The sequence below is a fragment of the Streptomyces amakusaensis genome, from assembly GCF_039532665.1.
In the GTDB taxonomy this organism is placed as follows: Bacteria; Actinomycetota; Actinomycetes; order Streptomycetales; family Streptomycetaceae; genus Streptomyces; species Streptomyces amakusaensis.
This window is the reverse complement of sequence record NZ_BAAASB010000002.1, coordinates 361,210-376,172: the sequence shown is the minus strand read 5'-3', so window position 1 is coordinate 376,172 and position 14,963 is coordinate 361,210. Positions and strand designations below refer to the sequence as shown.

The window sequence follows — 14,963 nt, the reverse complement described above, 5'->3', positions numbered from 1 at the left end:
TGAGGGTTTCGTGTGGATTCTTGTGCTTGTGCACGGGCGTCTGTGCAATAAAAAACCCCTCGTGCCGTGAGGCAAGCGAGGGGAGCGCGTCGGTGGGAGTCAGCGGGGGCCTGTGGTGCAGGTCCCCGCTCAGCCGACGCGCTTTCCAAGTACGAGAATTCGGGTGCGCATGGCATTGACCCTCTCCCTGACCCGCTGTCACTGTCAAGCGGGTGGGACGCGCGTCTCACTATCTGGTCTGGGGGGCGTCTCGGCGGACAGCCCCCGGGCGGCTACTTGGTCCATTGCGGATGCTCCACCCGCCAGCGGTGGGGCACGGGCAGGGCGAGGCCGGCCGGTACGGGGAAGTCGTCCCGTACCAGCGCGCGGCGGAGCCGGTACTCGTCCAGCAGTCCGGAGAAGGCCATGCCCTGGCCGTGGGTGCAGCCCATGGCGCGCAGGGCGATCACCTGCTCCGGCGCGTCCACCCCGTCGGCCACCGTCTGGAGGCCGAGATCGCCGGCGATTCTCAGCAGCCCATTGGTGATCTTGTGCAGCCGGGCGGACTCCACGACCCCCTCAACCAGACATCGGTCGAGTTTGACTATGTCCACGGGGAGCCTGCGCAGTGCGGTGAGGGCGGCGTGGCCGGTGCCGAAGCCGTCGAGGGCGATCCGGACGCCGAGTCTGCGCAGGGAGACCAGACGCTGTTCCAGCTCGTCGAAGGAGATCCTCGGGTCGCTGTCGGCCAGCTCGACGATGAGCGCCCCGGAGGGCAGTCCATGGCGGCTGAGCAGGGCTTCGACGGTGCCCATCGGCAGCGATCTGTCCAGCAGCCGGCGGGCCGAGAGCCGGACCGAGACCGGCACCCGGTGGCCGAGCCGGTCCCGCTCGGCGGCCTGCTGCACGGCCTCCTCCAGCAGCCAGCGGCCCAGCTCGGCGGTGCGGTCGCTGTCGGCGGAGACCCGGAGGAACTCGGCGGGGGTGAAGAGGATGCCCTGGGCCGAGCGCCAGCGGGCCTGGGCGGTGACGGATTCGATCCGGCCGGTGGTGAGGCTGACCACCGGCTGGTGGAGCAGGGCGAACTCACCCTCGTGCAGGGCGCTGCGCAGCCGGGCGGCCAGCTCGGTGCGGCGCACCACCTCGGCCTGCATCTGGGGGACGTACAGCTCGACGCGGTCCTTGCCGCCGGCCTTGGCCCGGTACATGGCGAGGTCGGCGTTGCGCATCAGATCGCTGGGGGTGATCCCCTTCTCGGCGAAGGCGACCCCGATGGAGGCGGCCACCCGGACGTCGTTGCCGTCGATGCGGTAGGGCTGGGAGAGGGTGAGCCGCAGCCGGTCGGCGATCTCGACCACCTGGCTCTCGCGGTCGGCCTGGTCGCGGATGCCCTCGCCGAGGATGAGGGCGGCGAACTCGTCGCCGCCGAGTCTGGCTGCGGTGTCCCCGGAGCGTACGGATTCCTCCAGCCGGTGGGCGGCCTGGATCAGCAGCTGGTCGCCCGCCTGGTGGCCGAGCCGGTCGTTGACCGCCTTGAAGCCGTCGAGGTCGATGAAGAGCACGGCGGTGCCGGGGTCGCCCGCGCGCCGGCCGGTGAGCGCCTGGCGGACCCGCTCGGTGAACAGCGCCCGGTTGGGCAGATCGGTGAGCGGATCGTGCTCGGCGCTGTGCTGGAGCTGGGCCTGGAGCCGGACCCGGTCGGTGACGTCGCGGCTGTTGAAGATCAGCCCGCCCTGGTGGCGGTTGACGGTGGACTCCACATTGAGCCAGTCGCCCGCGCCGGAGCGGAAGCGGCACTCGATGCGGGTGGTGGGTTCGTCCGGGGAGGGGGCGGCCAGGAATCTGCGCACCTCGTGCAGGACCCGGCCGAGGTCGTCGGGGTGGATGAGGGAGGAGAGCGGGGAGCCGACCAGATCCTCCGCCTCACGGCCGTAGACCCCGGAGGCGGCGGGGCTGACGTAGTGCAGCGTCCCGCCCGGGGCGGCGATCATGATGACGTCGCTGGAGCCCTGGACCAGCGAGCGGAAGTGGTTCTCCTTCTGGGCCAGCTCATGGGTGAGGGCCACATTGTCCTGGAGCATGATGCCCTGCCGGACGACGAGGGCGAGGACGACGGTGCAGCCGGTGAGCACCACGACGCGGTCCACGGTGCGCCCCTCGACCACGTTGTAGAGGATTCCGAGCGTGCAGACGGCGGCGGCGAGATACGGCGTGAGCGCGGCCAGCGAGCCGGCCGCCGGGCGGCCGGGGTGGCGCGGCGCGGCCGGCTGCCGGGCCGGCTCGGCGCCGCGGCGCGCGCCCCAGGGGGCGTAGGCCAGCAGCAGCGAGCCGGCGAACCAGCCCGCGTCGAGCAGCTGTCCCGAGCGGTAGCTCTCGCGGAGCAGCGGCGAGGTGAACAGGGCGTCGCAGACGACGGTGAGGGCCAGTGCGCCGATCGCGGTGTTGACGGCGGAGCGGTTGGTGGCCGAGCGCCGGAAGTGCAGGGCGAACACCATGCTGACCAGCACGATGTCCAGCAGTGGATAGGCGAGCGCTAGTGCGGCGGGAGCCACGCTCTCGCCCTGCACCCGGGTGGTGTGGGCGAGCGCGAGGCTCCAGGAGAGGGTCAGCAGCGAGCCGCCGATCAGCCAGGCGTCGAGGCCGAGGCAGACCCAGCCGGCCCGGGTGACCGGGCGCTTGGCGAGGACGAGCAGGCCGATGATGGCCGGCGGGGCGAAGCAGAGGAAGAAGAGATCGGCGACGGAGGGGCCGGGCACCTCGCGGTCGAGGACGATCTCGTACCACCCCCAGACCGCGTTTCCCGCGCAGGCCATGGCGGAGGAGAGCGCGAAGAGCAGCCAGGCGGGCCGGGCGCGGGGCGGGCTGATGCGGGCGTAGAGGAAGCAGGAGACGGCGGCGATCAGGGCGCCGGCGCTGAGGCCGAAGTCGCCCATGATCAGTGCCAGTTCGCGGGAGCCCCAGCCGAGGGCCGCGCCCACGGCGTATCCGGCGCAGACGAGGGCGAGGAGAAGCTGGGTGAGCAGTCCCGTGCCGGCGGGGACTGACTCACGCGCCATCAGCGCCCCCTGGGCGTTCACCGCCCCGCTCCTCGCGGCGCGGCGGGCCGGGCCCGGGCGGGGAGGGAGCGGGCCGGCGGCGGCGCGGGAGCGCGCCGTGCTGCGGGCGAGGGTCGTCGGCGACGTCCTCGCCGTGTCGGATCTTGGGTCCATTGGCCGTGCATCGCCCGTCGCCCCCCTCAAAAGTCTGATCGGCAGTCAGGTCGCGTCAGCCGGGTCGTGTCAGCGCACCGCCCCTTTGCACCGGCGCAGCCCCCAGGTCCGGACGATACACCAGGATTGTCACTCAGGGACATAGGCCCTCTACTCTCAGTGACCATCATTCGCCACGCAGGCACGCGGAGCGATCGGATGACTTCGCAGAGTTTTCGCTTGTGACGACGGAGTGACGGGGCGTCGCTGTCATGGTGCCTGTGCACCGGGTGGCTGGGGAAGGCTGGGGCTATTCGGTGGTGAGTACGACATTCTCCAGCGGCAGACCCTCGACAAAACGGCGGACCTGGGCCGCCAGCAGCCGCCGAGCGCGCGGGAGAAAGGCGGAAGTGGAACCTCCGACGTGGGGACTGATCAGCACTCCAGGAGCGCCCCACAGCGGGTGTCCGGAGGGCAGCGGCTCGGGGTCGGTGACATCCAGGGCGGCCCTCAGCCGCCCCTGGGTCACCTCGGCGAGCAGCGCCCCGGTGTCCACCACCGGGCCCCGGGCGACATTGACCAGAAGTGCACCATCCTTCATCCCTGCCAGGAACTCCGCGTCCACCAGGCCCTTCGTCAGAGCGGTCAGCGGAGTGGCGAGGACGACCACATCGGCGTCCGGGAGCAGAGAGGGCACATCGGCGAGCGCGTGCACCTCTCCGCGCTCCGTGGTGCGTGCGGAGCGCGCGACGCGCACCACCCGCGCGCACTCAAAGGGAATGAGCCGGTCTTCGATCGCCGCGCCGATCGCCCCGTATCCAATGATCAGCACCGACTTGTCGGCAAGGGCCGGATAGAAGCCCGTCCGCCATTCCCGGGCGTCCTGGCCCCGGACGAATTCGGGGATGCCGCGCAGTGAGGCGAGGGTGAGAGTGAGTGCTATTTCGGCCGTGGAGGCGTCGTGCACGCCCTTGGCGTTGCAGAGGCGTACGCCGGAGTGAAGCGTTCCGAGGTCCGGTTCGAGATGGTCGATGCCTGCGGAGAGTGTCTGAATGACCCGCAAAGAAGTCATCCCGGGCAGTGGGAGCACCCCGATGCCGGGCTTGAGGTAGGGGACGGTGTAGAAGACGCAGTCGGCCGGGTCGGCGGGAAATTCCGGTTCGCCGTCCCAGAAACGGTAGGCGAAATCCGTTCCGGCGAGCGTCGGGAGCCCGCTGATCCCGTCGGCCGGCAGTGAGAGCCAGATGTCAGACGTCATGGCCAGCAGGCTAATTGGTTAGGGTCTTTCGTTTGGATCAGGCTGGATGAGCGAGCGGGGTCTGGTGCCGTGGATCGCAAGGCGGAGGAGGGAGTCGACGCGGTGGGGGTACCACCCGGGCCGCCAGGCCCAGGGGGAGCATGGTGCCAGGGCACGCGAGCCCAGCAAGATCCAAACGAAAGACCCTGGTTTGGTGGGCGGCTGAGGGAGGGGTACGGGCAGGTGGAGCGCAGGACACTGGGTGCGGCGGCTCTGGAGGTGGGCGCGGTCGGGCTCGGCTGTATGCCGATGAACTGGGCCTACACCACCTCTCAGCAGCGCGGGGAGCAATCGCTGCGCACGGTGCACGCCGCGCTGGACGCGGGCTCCACCCTGCTGGACACGGCGGACATGTACGGCCCGTTCACCAATGAGCTGCTCATCGGGCGGGCGTTGAAGACGCGGCGCGCGGACGCCTTCGTCTCCACGAAGGTCGGGCTGCTCGCCGGGGATCAGCATGTGGTGGCCAATGGGCGGCCCGGCTATGTGAAGCGGGCGTGCAACGCCTCGCTGCGGCGGTTGCAGACCGATGTGATCGATCTCTATCAGCTGCACCGCGCCGATCCGGAGGTGCCGGTCGAGGAGACCTGGGGGGCGATGGCGGAGCTGGTGGGGGCGGGGAAGGTGCGCGCGCTCGGGGTGTCCGCGATGGGGGTCGGCTCGGTGGGGGTGCGGACCGCGCACCGGTCCGACGGAGATCTGTACGAGGGAACGATCCGGCAGCTGGAACGGGTCCAGCAGGTGTTCCCGGTGAGCGCCGTCCAGGCGGAGCTCTCGGTGTGGTCGCGGCAGGCGCTGGAGCGGCTGCTGCCCTGGTGCGAGACGCGCGGCATCGGGTTTCTGGCGGCGATGCCGCTGGGGAACGGGTTTCTGAGCGGGACGCTCACCCCTGGGCAGGGGTTCGAGCCGGACGACATACGGGCGCGGCACCCGAGGTTCACGGCGGAGATGATGGCGGCGAACCAGCCGCTGGTGGCGGGGTTGCGCAGGATCGCCGAGCGGCACGGTCCGGGGATCACCCCGGCGCAGGTGGCGCTGGCGTGGGTGCTGGGGCGCGGACGGAACGTGGTGGCGGTGCCGGGGACCAAGCGGGTGGAGTGGGCGGTGCAGAACGCCTCGGCCAGCCGGCTGGGGCTCTCGCCCCGGGACGTCTGGGAGATCGAGGGGCTGCCGGGGGCGCGCGGGTCGTGGGACTGAGCGCGGTTCGGCCGCCGGCGTACGCGGCCGGCCCCGGTCGGCGGCGGGAAGCGGTGTCCGGCGCGGAATCGGGAACCTTGCGGGGCGCGGTGGAGTAGGAAGGGGTGTGAGGGGGCACGAGCCGCCGCCGTCGGGAGGATCGGAACTGTGCAACGTCCTGGGATGACGGCCGCGTTGGCCGCGGTCGTGGCTCTGCTGGCCACCGGATGCTCTTCGGAGGGCGGGGACGCCGGATCGGGCGGACTGCCGGGGCTGACCCCCTCGGCCTCCGCCCCCGCCCCGGCGTCCTCGTCCACCGGCCCCGGCGGCGCGGGCCGCGGCGCGTCGGACGCCCCGCCGCCGCCCGCGAAGGGCTCGGTGAAGGTCGCGGCCACGCTCACCGAGGGGCTGAAGTCACCGTGGGGCGCGGCCGTACTGCCCGGCGGCGATCTGCTGGTCGCCTCCCGGGACGAGGGCACGATCACCCGGGTCGGCGCGGCGGACGGGAAGCAGACCGTGGTCGGCTCGGTGCCCGGGGTGGCCCCCGCCGGCGAGGGCGGGCTGCTGGGGCTGGCCGTCTCCCCGAAGTTCGCCTCGGACCGGCAGGTGTACGCGTACTTCACCACCGCTTCGGACAACCGCGTCGCCCGCATGCTCTTCGACGAGCGGAAGCCCGCCGGGAAGCAGCTGGGCGCGCCGGACACGGTCCTGCGGGACATCCCCAAGGGGATCACCCACAACGGCGGGCGGATCGCCTTCGGCCCGGACGGGATGCTGTACGCCGGGACGGGCGAGGTGGGCGAGACGGGGCTGTCGCAGGACCCCAAGTCCCTCGGCGGGAAGATCCTGCGGATGACCCCGGACGGCCGGCCCGCGCCGGGCAATCCGGATCCGGACTCGCTGGTGTACTCGCTGGGCCACCGCAATGTGCAGGGGCTGGCCTGGGACTCCGGGGAGCGGCTGTGGGCGGCGGAGTTCGGCCAGAACACCTGGGACGAGCTGAATCTGATCGAGCCGGGGAAGAACTACGGCTGGCCGGAGGCCGAGGGCAGGGCCGGGAAGGCCGGTTTCGTGGACCCGGTGGCGCAGTGGTCCACCGAGGAGGCGTCCCCCAGCGGGATCGCCTACGCCCGGGGCTCGATCTGGATGGCGGGGCTGCGCGGCGAGCGGCTGTGGCGGATCCCGCTGGACGGCCCGAAGCTCGCCGCCGAGCCCGAGGCCTTCCTCACCGGCGAGCACGGCAGGCTCCGCACGGTCCTCCCGGCGGACGGCTCCGGCCTCTGGCTGCTGACCAGCGAGACGGACGGCCGGGGCACCCCGGAGCCGGAGGACGACCGGATCCTCCGGCTCGATGTGCGCTGAGAACGCCCCGGGTCAGGCGGGGACCTGGTCGTCGGCGGAGGGGAAGAGGCGGAGGCGGTGGGCGAGGGCGGCGGCCTCGCCCCGGCCGGAGACGGAGAGCTTGGCGAGGATGTTGGAGACGTGCACGCTCGCCGTCTTCGGGGAGATGTAGAGCGACTGGGCTATCTGGCGGTTGCTGCGGCCCGCCGCCACCAGCCTCAGGACGTCCTCCTCGCGCGGGGTGAGGCCGAACGCCGGGCCCGGCGCGGCGGCGGGAGCGGCGGGCGCTCCGTCCGTCAGGGCGAGCCGGGCGCTCTGTGCGAGCAGGGCCGTCTCGTCCGCCAGGGGGCGCGCGCCGAGCCGCCGGGCGGTGCCGGCGGCGCACCGCAGCAGCTCGGCGGCGCGGTCCCGGTCCTCGGGGAGGAGCGCCTGTGCCCGGCGGACCCGGACCACCGCCCGCTCGTACGGGAAGACCGCGCCCTCGAAGGCCTCGTCGGTCTCCGCCCAGTCCCGGGCCGTGTCACGGCCCTCGGCGCGGAGCAGTTCGGCGCGGACCCATCGCTCATGGGCGATCCACACGGGAACCGTGGCGGCGAGCGAGCCGGCCGACTTCCGGATGAGGCGCAGCGCCTGGTCGCGGCCCTCGTCCGCCGAGGGGAGTCCCCGGGCGTCGGCCTCCAGGGCGGCAGCGGCGCGCAGCAGCGGCCAGGCGTACCGCTGGGTGCCGGGCGGGAAGCCCTGCTCGGCGACGCGGCGGAACTCGGCGCGGGCGGACTCGACCCGCCCCTGTCCCACGGCGACGCCGATGGCGATCGCGGCCATCGGGAGGGAGCTCTGCGGCATCGGGTCGTTCGGTCCGAAGTGGTCGCGGGCGGCCGTCAGCAGGCGGGCCGCCCCCTCGGTGTCGCCCCGGGCGAGGCCGAGGGCGGCGAGCTGGAGGGTGGCGAAGCCCCGGGGCTTGGGGCTCGGTCCGATGCGCAGGCCCCGCTCGGCGGCGGCGAGCGCCTCGTCCCAGCGGCCCAGGGTGTAGTAGGACTCGGCGAGGTTGCCGAGGATCCAGGCCTCGGAGTCGAGCAGTCCGTAGTGGTGGGTGAGGCCGATGCCCTCGGTCATGACCTCCACGGCCTCCTGGGAGCGGCCGACGCCCTCCAGGACGGTCGGGAGGGTGGCGTGGACCCGGCCGATGAGCGTCGGCAGGCCCCGGGCGACGACGAGGTCGCGGACGGCGCGCATCTCGGCGAGTCCGGCGTCGTGGTCGCCCGCGTCGACCATGAGGACGCCGAGGACGAACCGGGCGCGCAGCTCGATCTCCTCCGCCCCGACCATCCGGGCGTACTCCACGGCGCGCTCGGCCGTTCGGAGGGTGTCGGGGCCGGGGGCGTGCAGCCTTCGCCAGCCGGCCGCCTCGGCGAGCACTTCGGCGTGGACGGCGGACGGCGGCAGTCCGCGCACCAGCTCCTGTGCCTGGGTCAGCTCGGCCCAGCCGTCGCCCCGGCCGAGCGCGGAGACGAGCCGGGAGCGCTCGACGGAGAACCAGGCGGCGCGGAGCGGGTCGCGCTCGTCCGCCGCCAGCCGCTGACCGCGCTTGGTGATCTTCAGTGCGCGCTCGCGCTCGCTGCTGAGCCGGCCGGCGACGGTGGCCTCGGCCATCAGGTCGAGGAAGCGCAGGGGGGTGGTGTCGGGGTCGCAGCCGCACGCCGGATACGCCTCGGCGTAGTCGAGGGGCCGCAGCCCGGCCCGGGTCTCGTCGGGGACGGCGTCCCACAGCTCCATGGCCCGCTCCAGCAGTCTGAGCTGCTCGGCGTAGGCGTGGCGCAGCCGGGCCTCGACGGAGGCGCGGAGCACGGCGGGCAGGGCCTTGGCGGGGACGCCCGCGTGGTACCAGTAGCTGGCGAGGCGGGTGGCCCGCTCGTCCTCCCGGACGAGTGAGGGGTCGGCCTCCAGCACCTCGGCGTAGCGGCGGTTGATCCGGGAGCGCTCGCCGGGGAGCAGATCGTCGCTGACGGCCTCGCGGGCGAGGGAGTGACGGAAGCGGTAGCCGTCGCCGTCGGCGCTGGCCAGCAGGATGTTCGCGCCGACGGCGGCGCGCAGCGCCTCGATGAGGTCGTCCTCGGGGAGCCGGGCGACGGCCAGGAGCAGTCCGTACTCGACGGTGGAGCCGCCCTCGGCGAGGATCCGGGCGATGCGCTGGGCGTCCTCGGAGAGGGCCTCGACCCGCACGAGCAGGATGTCGCGGAGGGAGTCGGAGAGTCCGCAGACATTGCCCTCGGCCATGATGCGGGCGAGTTCCTCGACGAAGAAGGCGTTGCCGTCGGAGCGGTCGAAGACGCGGTCGACGAGGGCCGCTTCGGGTTCGGCGCCGAGGATGCCGGCGAGCTGGCGGTGGACCTCGTCACGGGTGAAGCGGGTCAGCTCGACACGCTGGACGGTGCGCAGCCGCTCCGTCTCGGCGAGGAAGGGCCGCAGCGGGTGGCGGCGGTGCACGTCGTCGGAGCGGTAGGTGGCGATGGCGACGAGGCGGCCCCGGCGCAGGGTGCGGAAGATGTACGAGAGCAGATGGCGGGTGGAGGCGTCGGCCCAGTGGATGTCCTCCAGGACGAGGACGACGGTGCGCTCCGCGCTGATGCGTTCGAGCAGGCGGACGGTCAGCTCGAAGAGGCGCGCCATGTCCTGTTCGTCGTACCGGCTGTGCTCGCCGCGCGGGCGCGGGCGCGGGCCCAGCTCGGGCAGGAGGCGGGCCAGCTCTTCCTCGTGGCCCTCGGCGGCGGCCGCCAGCTCGCCGGGGAGCAGGCGCTCCAGGGCCCGCAGGGCGGTGGCGAAGGGGGCGAACGGCAGCCCTTCCGCGCCGATCTCGACGCAGCCGCCGACGATGACGACCGCGCCCTCGCGGCACGCCCCGGTGAGCAGCTCCTCGATGAGCCGGGTCTTGCCGACGCCGGCCTCGCCGCCGACGAGCAGCGCCTGCGGCCCGCCGGCACGGGCCGCCGAGGCGAGGCCGAGCGCGCCGGTGAGCACGGACAGCTCACCGGCGCGCCCGACGAATACGGGACTGACTGACCTGGTCTCCACGCTGTGGAGCATCGCACAGGGCTCTGACAGCGCGACAGCTCCGACGGCGGTGAGGGCGTTCATGGCGCTGGTCAGGCGGCTCGTGCGAACCGTTCTGACGGGTCGCTCACCCGGCCCTCCCGGTTCTCGCCGGAGCGATTCGCGGCCCGGCGCGCCGTGCGGAGCCGGCGGGCGAGCCGGTAGGTCTCGGCCTGCTCGACCAGTTCGGCCCTGCGCAGTTCCTGAAGCCGGTAGTGAAACATCTCTGCCCCCTGGGGATCGGTGTCGGTGCGGCCGGCGTGTTCGCCGCCGGGCCGTGACACCAATCTCGTCCGCCAGGGGGGTGCGGCGCATGGGGAGGGTTCCGCATCTTCGCGCGGGGAGGGTCCTTAGACGCGGCTCCCCCGCCCGGACCGGGCCCGGCCGCCGTTCTAAGGCCGGTTCGGGGACGCCTTAGAAAGCACCCCCGGCCGGGTCGGCGACACGGGTCGGCGGGGTACGGAGTAGAGGTGGGGCGTGGTGGTGCTCAGCCGGGTGAAGCCGAGCCGCAGCAGGATCGGGCGGCTCTCGTCGGAGGCGTCGACCTGGAGGTGGCCGTGGCCCCGGGCGGCGGCGACGGCGGCCCGGTGGGCGACCATGGCGCGGTAGACGCCCCGGCCGCGCCAGGCGGGCACGGTGCCGCCGCCCCAGAGTCCGGCGAATCCGGCCGCCGGGTTCAGTTCCAGGCGCGCGGCGCAGACCGGTTCGTCCCCGGCGAGGGCCACGGTCATCACCACGGTGTCCAGGCCCAGCTGCGACAGCAGCTGCTCGCGCAGCCGGGTGGGGCGCTCGCCGAAGGCGCGCTCCTGGGCCCGGGCCATCAGCTCGACGCCCGCCGCGTCGGTGACCTCGACCAGCCGGACGCCCTCGGGCGGCCGGGCCGAGGTGTTCAGCGCGGAGGTCTCGGCGACCATGAGCGCCTCCGGGGGCTCGGCCGCGAAGCCCGCCCCCAGGAGGCGTTCGCCCAGGTCGCCGGGGAGGTCGTGGGAGTAGAGCTTCCACTCGAAGTCCAGGCCCAGCGCGGTGTAGTGGCCGATCTGGGCGGCGATGGCCGCGTCCGCCGTCCTCTCGTCGAGGCCGGACCAGAGAACGCCGTTCCAGTCGTTCTCGCCGCCGGTCTGGCGCACCACGGGGCCCACCCGTTCGACCCGGGCCCCGGGGCTGTCGGGGACGGCCTCCCGGCGTACCCGGCGGTCGAACAGGGCGAGGGTTCTCTCATGATCCATCCGCCGAGTGGAACACCGCCGCGGGGCGGACGCCACCGGTATTCGCCGCGTGGGGGCGGTCGGTCAGCTGCCGCCGCCCGCGCCCGCGCCGCCGCCGTCGGGCATGGGCAGGACGTCGACGTACATCCCGATCGCGGCCAGCAGGCCGAGGACGCCGAGGACGGCTCCGCCGGCGGCGACGGCGCGGATCCACACGGGGGTGCGCGGGAGCGCGAGGACGGCGATGCCGACGATGACGGCGAGGGTCGCGAAGAAGCCGTTGACCAGGGCGGTGGTGTGCCAGGCGTCACCGTAGAGCGCGGAGATCTGCTCGGCGGGGGTGGCGCTCTGGGAGGTCTCGAACCGGCCCAGCAGGGACTGGCGCTCGGCGGCGATGGTGCCGACCCAGCTGCCGCTGAGACCGATGACGCCGAGTCCGGCGGCGACGACGCCCGCGGTGGCCGCCAGCAGCCCGGAGGACTCGCGGGGGGCCTCGTCCAGCTCCTCGGTGCCGGCCTCGGCGTCGCCGTCGGAGTCGGAGTCGGCGGCGGCTTCCGCGCCCTCGGGAGCCTCAGGGGCCTCAGGGGCCTCCGTGGTCTTCGCGGAGGCCTCCTCGGCGTCCTTGTCCTTGCGGAGGCCGGGAGCGGTGGTGTCGTCGGTGGTCTTGTCGGTGTCCGTGGGGTTCATTGGGCGCACGGTAGGCGGCCTGTCTGAGAGTCCCCTTAACGACCGGCGCGCCGGAGCGCTACGCGTCCGACCGGCGCTCGCGCCACTCGGGGGCGAGCACGGACCAGACTTCCAGGTCCTGGCGCGCGCCCCGGTGGGAGGAGGCCTGCCGCAGCACGCCGTCCCGGCGCATGCCCAGGCGCTCGGCGACCCTGACGCTCGGGGTGTTCTCGCTGGAGACGACCCACTCGATCCGGTGAATGCCGCGCTCCTCGACCGCCCAGTCGATGATCGTCCCGGCGGCCCGGGTGACGAGGCCCCGGCCCGCGGCGGACGGCTCCAGCCAGCAGCCGACCTCGCAGGTGCCGGAGCCGGCGTCGAAGAGCCGGAAGAGCACCCCGCCGACGAGGACCCCGTCGAGTCGGATGCCGTAGATCCGGCCGCTGTCGGCGGCCTGCTTGTCGGCGTACGACTGGAGGTAGGCGCGCGCCGCTCCCAGGTCGCCGACGACGTCCGGGAGGCCGATGTGGCGTCCGACGTACTCCCGGCCCCGGTCCATGTGGGCGAGGAACTCCGCCGCCTGCCACGGCTCCAGGGGGCACAGCTCCGCGCGCCGGCCGTCGGTCGTCTCCAGGGGTGTCGCGAACATGGTGGTCTTTCCTCCGGACCGGTTTACGGCACGAGCCGTTCGTCCTGGCTCATGCGCGGCTGAGGAATCTTCGCATAATCGTGGGAATCGGGCGGTTCGATGCTGATACGGGGCAGCCGCCGGTCCAGGGCGCGCGGGAGCCACCAGTTCGCCCCGCCGAGCAGATGCATCAGGGCGGGGACCAGCAGGGTGCGCAGGACGAAGGCGTCCAGGGCGACGGCGGCGGCGAGCGCGATGCCGAACATGGCGATGACCCGGTCGCCGCTGAGGACGAAGGCGAGGAAGACCGAGATCATGATCACGGCGGCGGAGTTGATCACCCGGCTGGTCTCGGCGAGCCCCACCCGCACCGCGCGCCGGTTGTCGCCGGTGGCCAGCCACTCCTCGTACATCCGGCTGACCAGGAAGACCTGGTAGTCCATGGAGAGTCCGAAGAGCACCGAGACCATGATGACCGGCAGGAAGGGCTCTATCGGGCCCGCCCGCCCGAGGCCGAGCAGTTCGCTGCCCCAGCCCCACTGGAAGATCGCGACGACGACGCCGAAGGAGGCGGCGACGGCGGCCACGTTCATCAGGGCGGCCTTCAGCGGGACGGCGACCGAGCGGAAGGCCAGCAGCAGAAGCAGACAGCCGAGGGCGATGACGACGCCGACGAAGAGCGGCAGCTTGCCCACGATGATCTCGGCGAAGTCGTCGTAGCTCGCGGTCACGCCGCCGACGTGCACGGCCGGTCCCGAGGGGCCGACGGCGGCGGGCAGCAGCTCGCCCCGGAGCCGGTCGACGAGTTCGCTGGTCCGCTTCGACTGGGGCGAGGAGTCGGGTACGACGGTGAGCACCGCCGTGTCACCGGCGGGGTTGTACGCGACCGGGCCGGCCGAGGCGATGCCCCGGGCCCCGCCGAGGGCGGCGGGCAGCCGCTCCAGCGCGGCCCGGTCGGCCGGAGAGCCGACGCGGGCGACGAGGGTGAGCGGGCCGTTGACGCCGGGGCCGAAGCCGCCCTCCGCGCCGGGGCCGCCGTGGGCCAGCAGGTCGTAGGCCTTCCGGCTGGTGGAGCCGGCCGGGTTGTTGCCCTGGTCCGAGGTGCCGAGGTGGAGCGAGAGGGCGGGGAGCGCCAGGACCGCCATGATGACGGCGGCGACCGCGCCCAGCGCCCTGGGGCGCTTCTCCACCAACGCGGACCAGCGGGCGGCGAATCCGGTCGGGAGCTGCGGCCTCGGCCCGGACTCGCGCAGCTGCCGCCGCTCCCGGCCGCTCAGCGCCCGGGGGCCGGTGTACGAGAGCAGGGCGGGCAGCAGGGTCACCGAGGCGGCGACGGTGAGGACCACCGTGAGGCAGGCGGCTACCGCCACGCCGTTGAGGAAGTTCAGCCGCAGGATGAGCATGCCCAGCAGGGCGATGCAGACGGTCGCCCCGGCGAAGACGACCGCGCGTCCGGTGGTGGCGACGGCGGTGACCGCGGCCCGCTCCACGGGGAGTCCGGCGCGCAGCCCGGTGCGGTGGCGGGTGACGATGAAGAGGGCGTAGTCGATGCCGACGCCGAGGCCGATGAGGAGTCCGAGCATCGGGGCGAAGTCGGCGACGGTCATGACATGGCCGAGCAGGACGGTGCCCGCGTACGCCGCGCCGACGGAGACGAGGGCGGTGGCGATGGGGAGCAGGCTGGCGGCGAGCGAGCCGAAGGCGAGGAAGAGGACCACGGCGGCGACCGCCACCCCGACGGCCTCGGCCAGATGCCCCTGGGGGGCCTCGGCCGGGCCGATGGCGGCACCGCCCACCTCTACCTGGATCCGGTCGGTCGCGGCGGCTCTCGCGGTCTCCACCAGCTCCTCGACCGCGCCCGCCGGGAGGTCCTCGGCCCGCTGGCGGAAGGTGACGTCCGCGTAGGCGGTGCGCCCGTCGGGGCTGATCCGTACGGCTCCGCCCACCTCGTACGGGCCGGTGACCGCGGCCACCGGTTCGAGCGCGGCGACCGACGCGAGCATGCGCTCCACCGGCTCCCGTACGGCCCCGGCGCGGACCCCGCCGTCCTCGGCGTGCCAGACGACGGTGGCGCTGTCCCCGGCGGTGCCGGGGAAGCCCCGCTCCAGGAGCTGGGCGGCGCGGCCGGACTCGGTGCCGGGGACCTCGTAGTCGTTGGAGTAGGCCGTTCCGGCGGCTCCGGCCGCGAGGGCCACACCCGCGGCGGCGAGCACCCATATCAGCACGGTGACGAGTCGGTGCGTGACGCACCAGCGGGCGATGGCTGCCAACGGAGGTGCCCCCTGGGTGAAATTCTTGGATCTTCGCTGGGGAACACCCCGGAAAGAACGCGTGACATGCTGGTCGACTCACTCTGTCAGCCAATCCCCGCCCTTTGCCCTTTTAGCCGGTTTTCG

At 73.3% G+C, this 14,963-nt stretch carries 10 protein-coding genes; 2 read left to right on the top strand and 8 right to left on the bottom strand.

The window, feature by feature from the left end; translation table 11 throughout:
• Nucleotides 1-272: 272 nt before the first annotated feature.
• A complete protein-coding gene (locus ABD371_RS04210) occupies nucleotides 273-3,035 on the bottom strand; it encodes a putative bifunctional diguanylate cyclase/phosphodiesterase (protein WP_344472831.1) in 2,763 nt (920 codons plus the stop codon).
• 442 nt (nucleotides 3,036-3,477) lie between these two features.
• Entirely contained in the window at nucleotides 3,478-4,425 is a 948-nt protein-coding gene (locus ABD371_RS04205; RefSeq protein ID WP_344472829.1) for a 2-hydroxyacid dehydrogenase, read from the bottom strand.
• 222 nt (nucleotides 4,426-4,647) lie between these two features.
• Here ABD371_RS04205 and ABD371_RS04200 point away from each other — a divergent pair, with 222 nt between their 5' ends.
• Nucleotides 4,648-5,661, top strand: a complete 1,014-nt coding sequence (locus tag ABD371_RS04200) for an aldo/keto reductase (RefSeq protein WP_344472827.1) — start codon at nucleotides 4,648-4,650, stop codon at nucleotides 5,659-5,661.
• A 162-nt stretch (nucleotides 5,662-5,823) separates the two neighbouring features.
• Nucleotides 5,824-7,002 carry a PQQ-dependent sugar dehydrogenase gene (locus ABD371_RS04195; protein WP_344472824.1) on the top strand — a complete coding sequence of 393 codons (1,179 nt, stop codon included), beginning with the start codon at nucleotides 5,824-5,826 and terminating at the stop codon, nucleotides 7,000-7,002.
• A 12-nt stretch (nucleotides 7,003-7,014) separates the two neighbouring features.
• On the opposite strand, the gene ABD371_RS04190 is transcribed toward ABD371_RS04195, so the two are convergent.
• The 6 genes from ABD371_RS04190 to ABD371_RS04165 all read right to left on the bottom strand — a co-directional run bounded on the left by ABD371_RS04190 (nucleotide 7,015) and on the right by ABD371_RS04165 (nucleotide 14,837).
• Nucleotides 7,015-10,062 (bottom strand): helix-turn-helix transcriptional regulator, encoded by a 3,048-nt coding sequence (locus ABD371_RS04190; protein ID WP_381733127.1) that lies wholly within the window; start codon nucleotides 10,060-10,062, stop codon nucleotides 7,015-7,017.
• Nucleotides 10,063-10,121: 59 nt separating this feature from the next.
• Nucleotides 10,122-10,292 carry a hypothetical protein gene (locus ABD371_RS04185; protein ID WP_344472820.1) on the bottom strand — a complete coding sequence of 57 codons (171 nt, stop codon included), beginning with the start codon at nucleotides 10,290-10,292 and terminating at the stop codon, nucleotides 10,122-10,124.
• A gap of 168 nt (nucleotides 10,293-10,460) precedes the next feature.
• Nucleotides 10,461-11,294, bottom strand: a complete 834-nt coding sequence (locus tag ABD371_RS04180) for a GNAT family N-acetyltransferase (RefSeq protein WP_344472818.1) — start codon at nucleotides 11,292-11,294, stop codon at nucleotides 10,461-10,463.
• A gap of 63 nt (nucleotides 11,295-11,357) precedes the next feature.
• Nucleotides 11,358-11,960 (bottom strand): hypothetical protein, encoded by a 603-nt coding sequence (locus tag ABD371_RS04175; RefSeq protein ID WP_344472816.1) that lies wholly within the window; start codon nucleotides 11,958-11,960, stop codon nucleotides 11,358-11,360.
• Between the two features lie 58 nt (nucleotides 11,961-12,018).
• The gene (locus tag ABD371_RS04170) at nucleotides 12,019-12,588 is read right to left on the bottom strand and encodes a GNAT family N-acetyltransferase (protein ID WP_344472814.1); all 570 of its coding nucleotides are present in this window, start codon (nucleotides 12,586-12,588) and stop codon (nucleotides 12,019-12,021) included.
• 23 nt (nucleotides 12,589-12,611) lie between these two features.
• Nucleotides 12,612-14,837 (bottom strand): MMPL family transporter, encoded by a 2,226-nt coding sequence (locus ABD371_RS04165; protein WP_344472812.1) that lies wholly within the window; start codon nucleotides 14,835-14,837, stop codon nucleotides 12,612-12,614.
• Nucleotides 14,838-14,963: the final 126 nt, after the last annotated feature.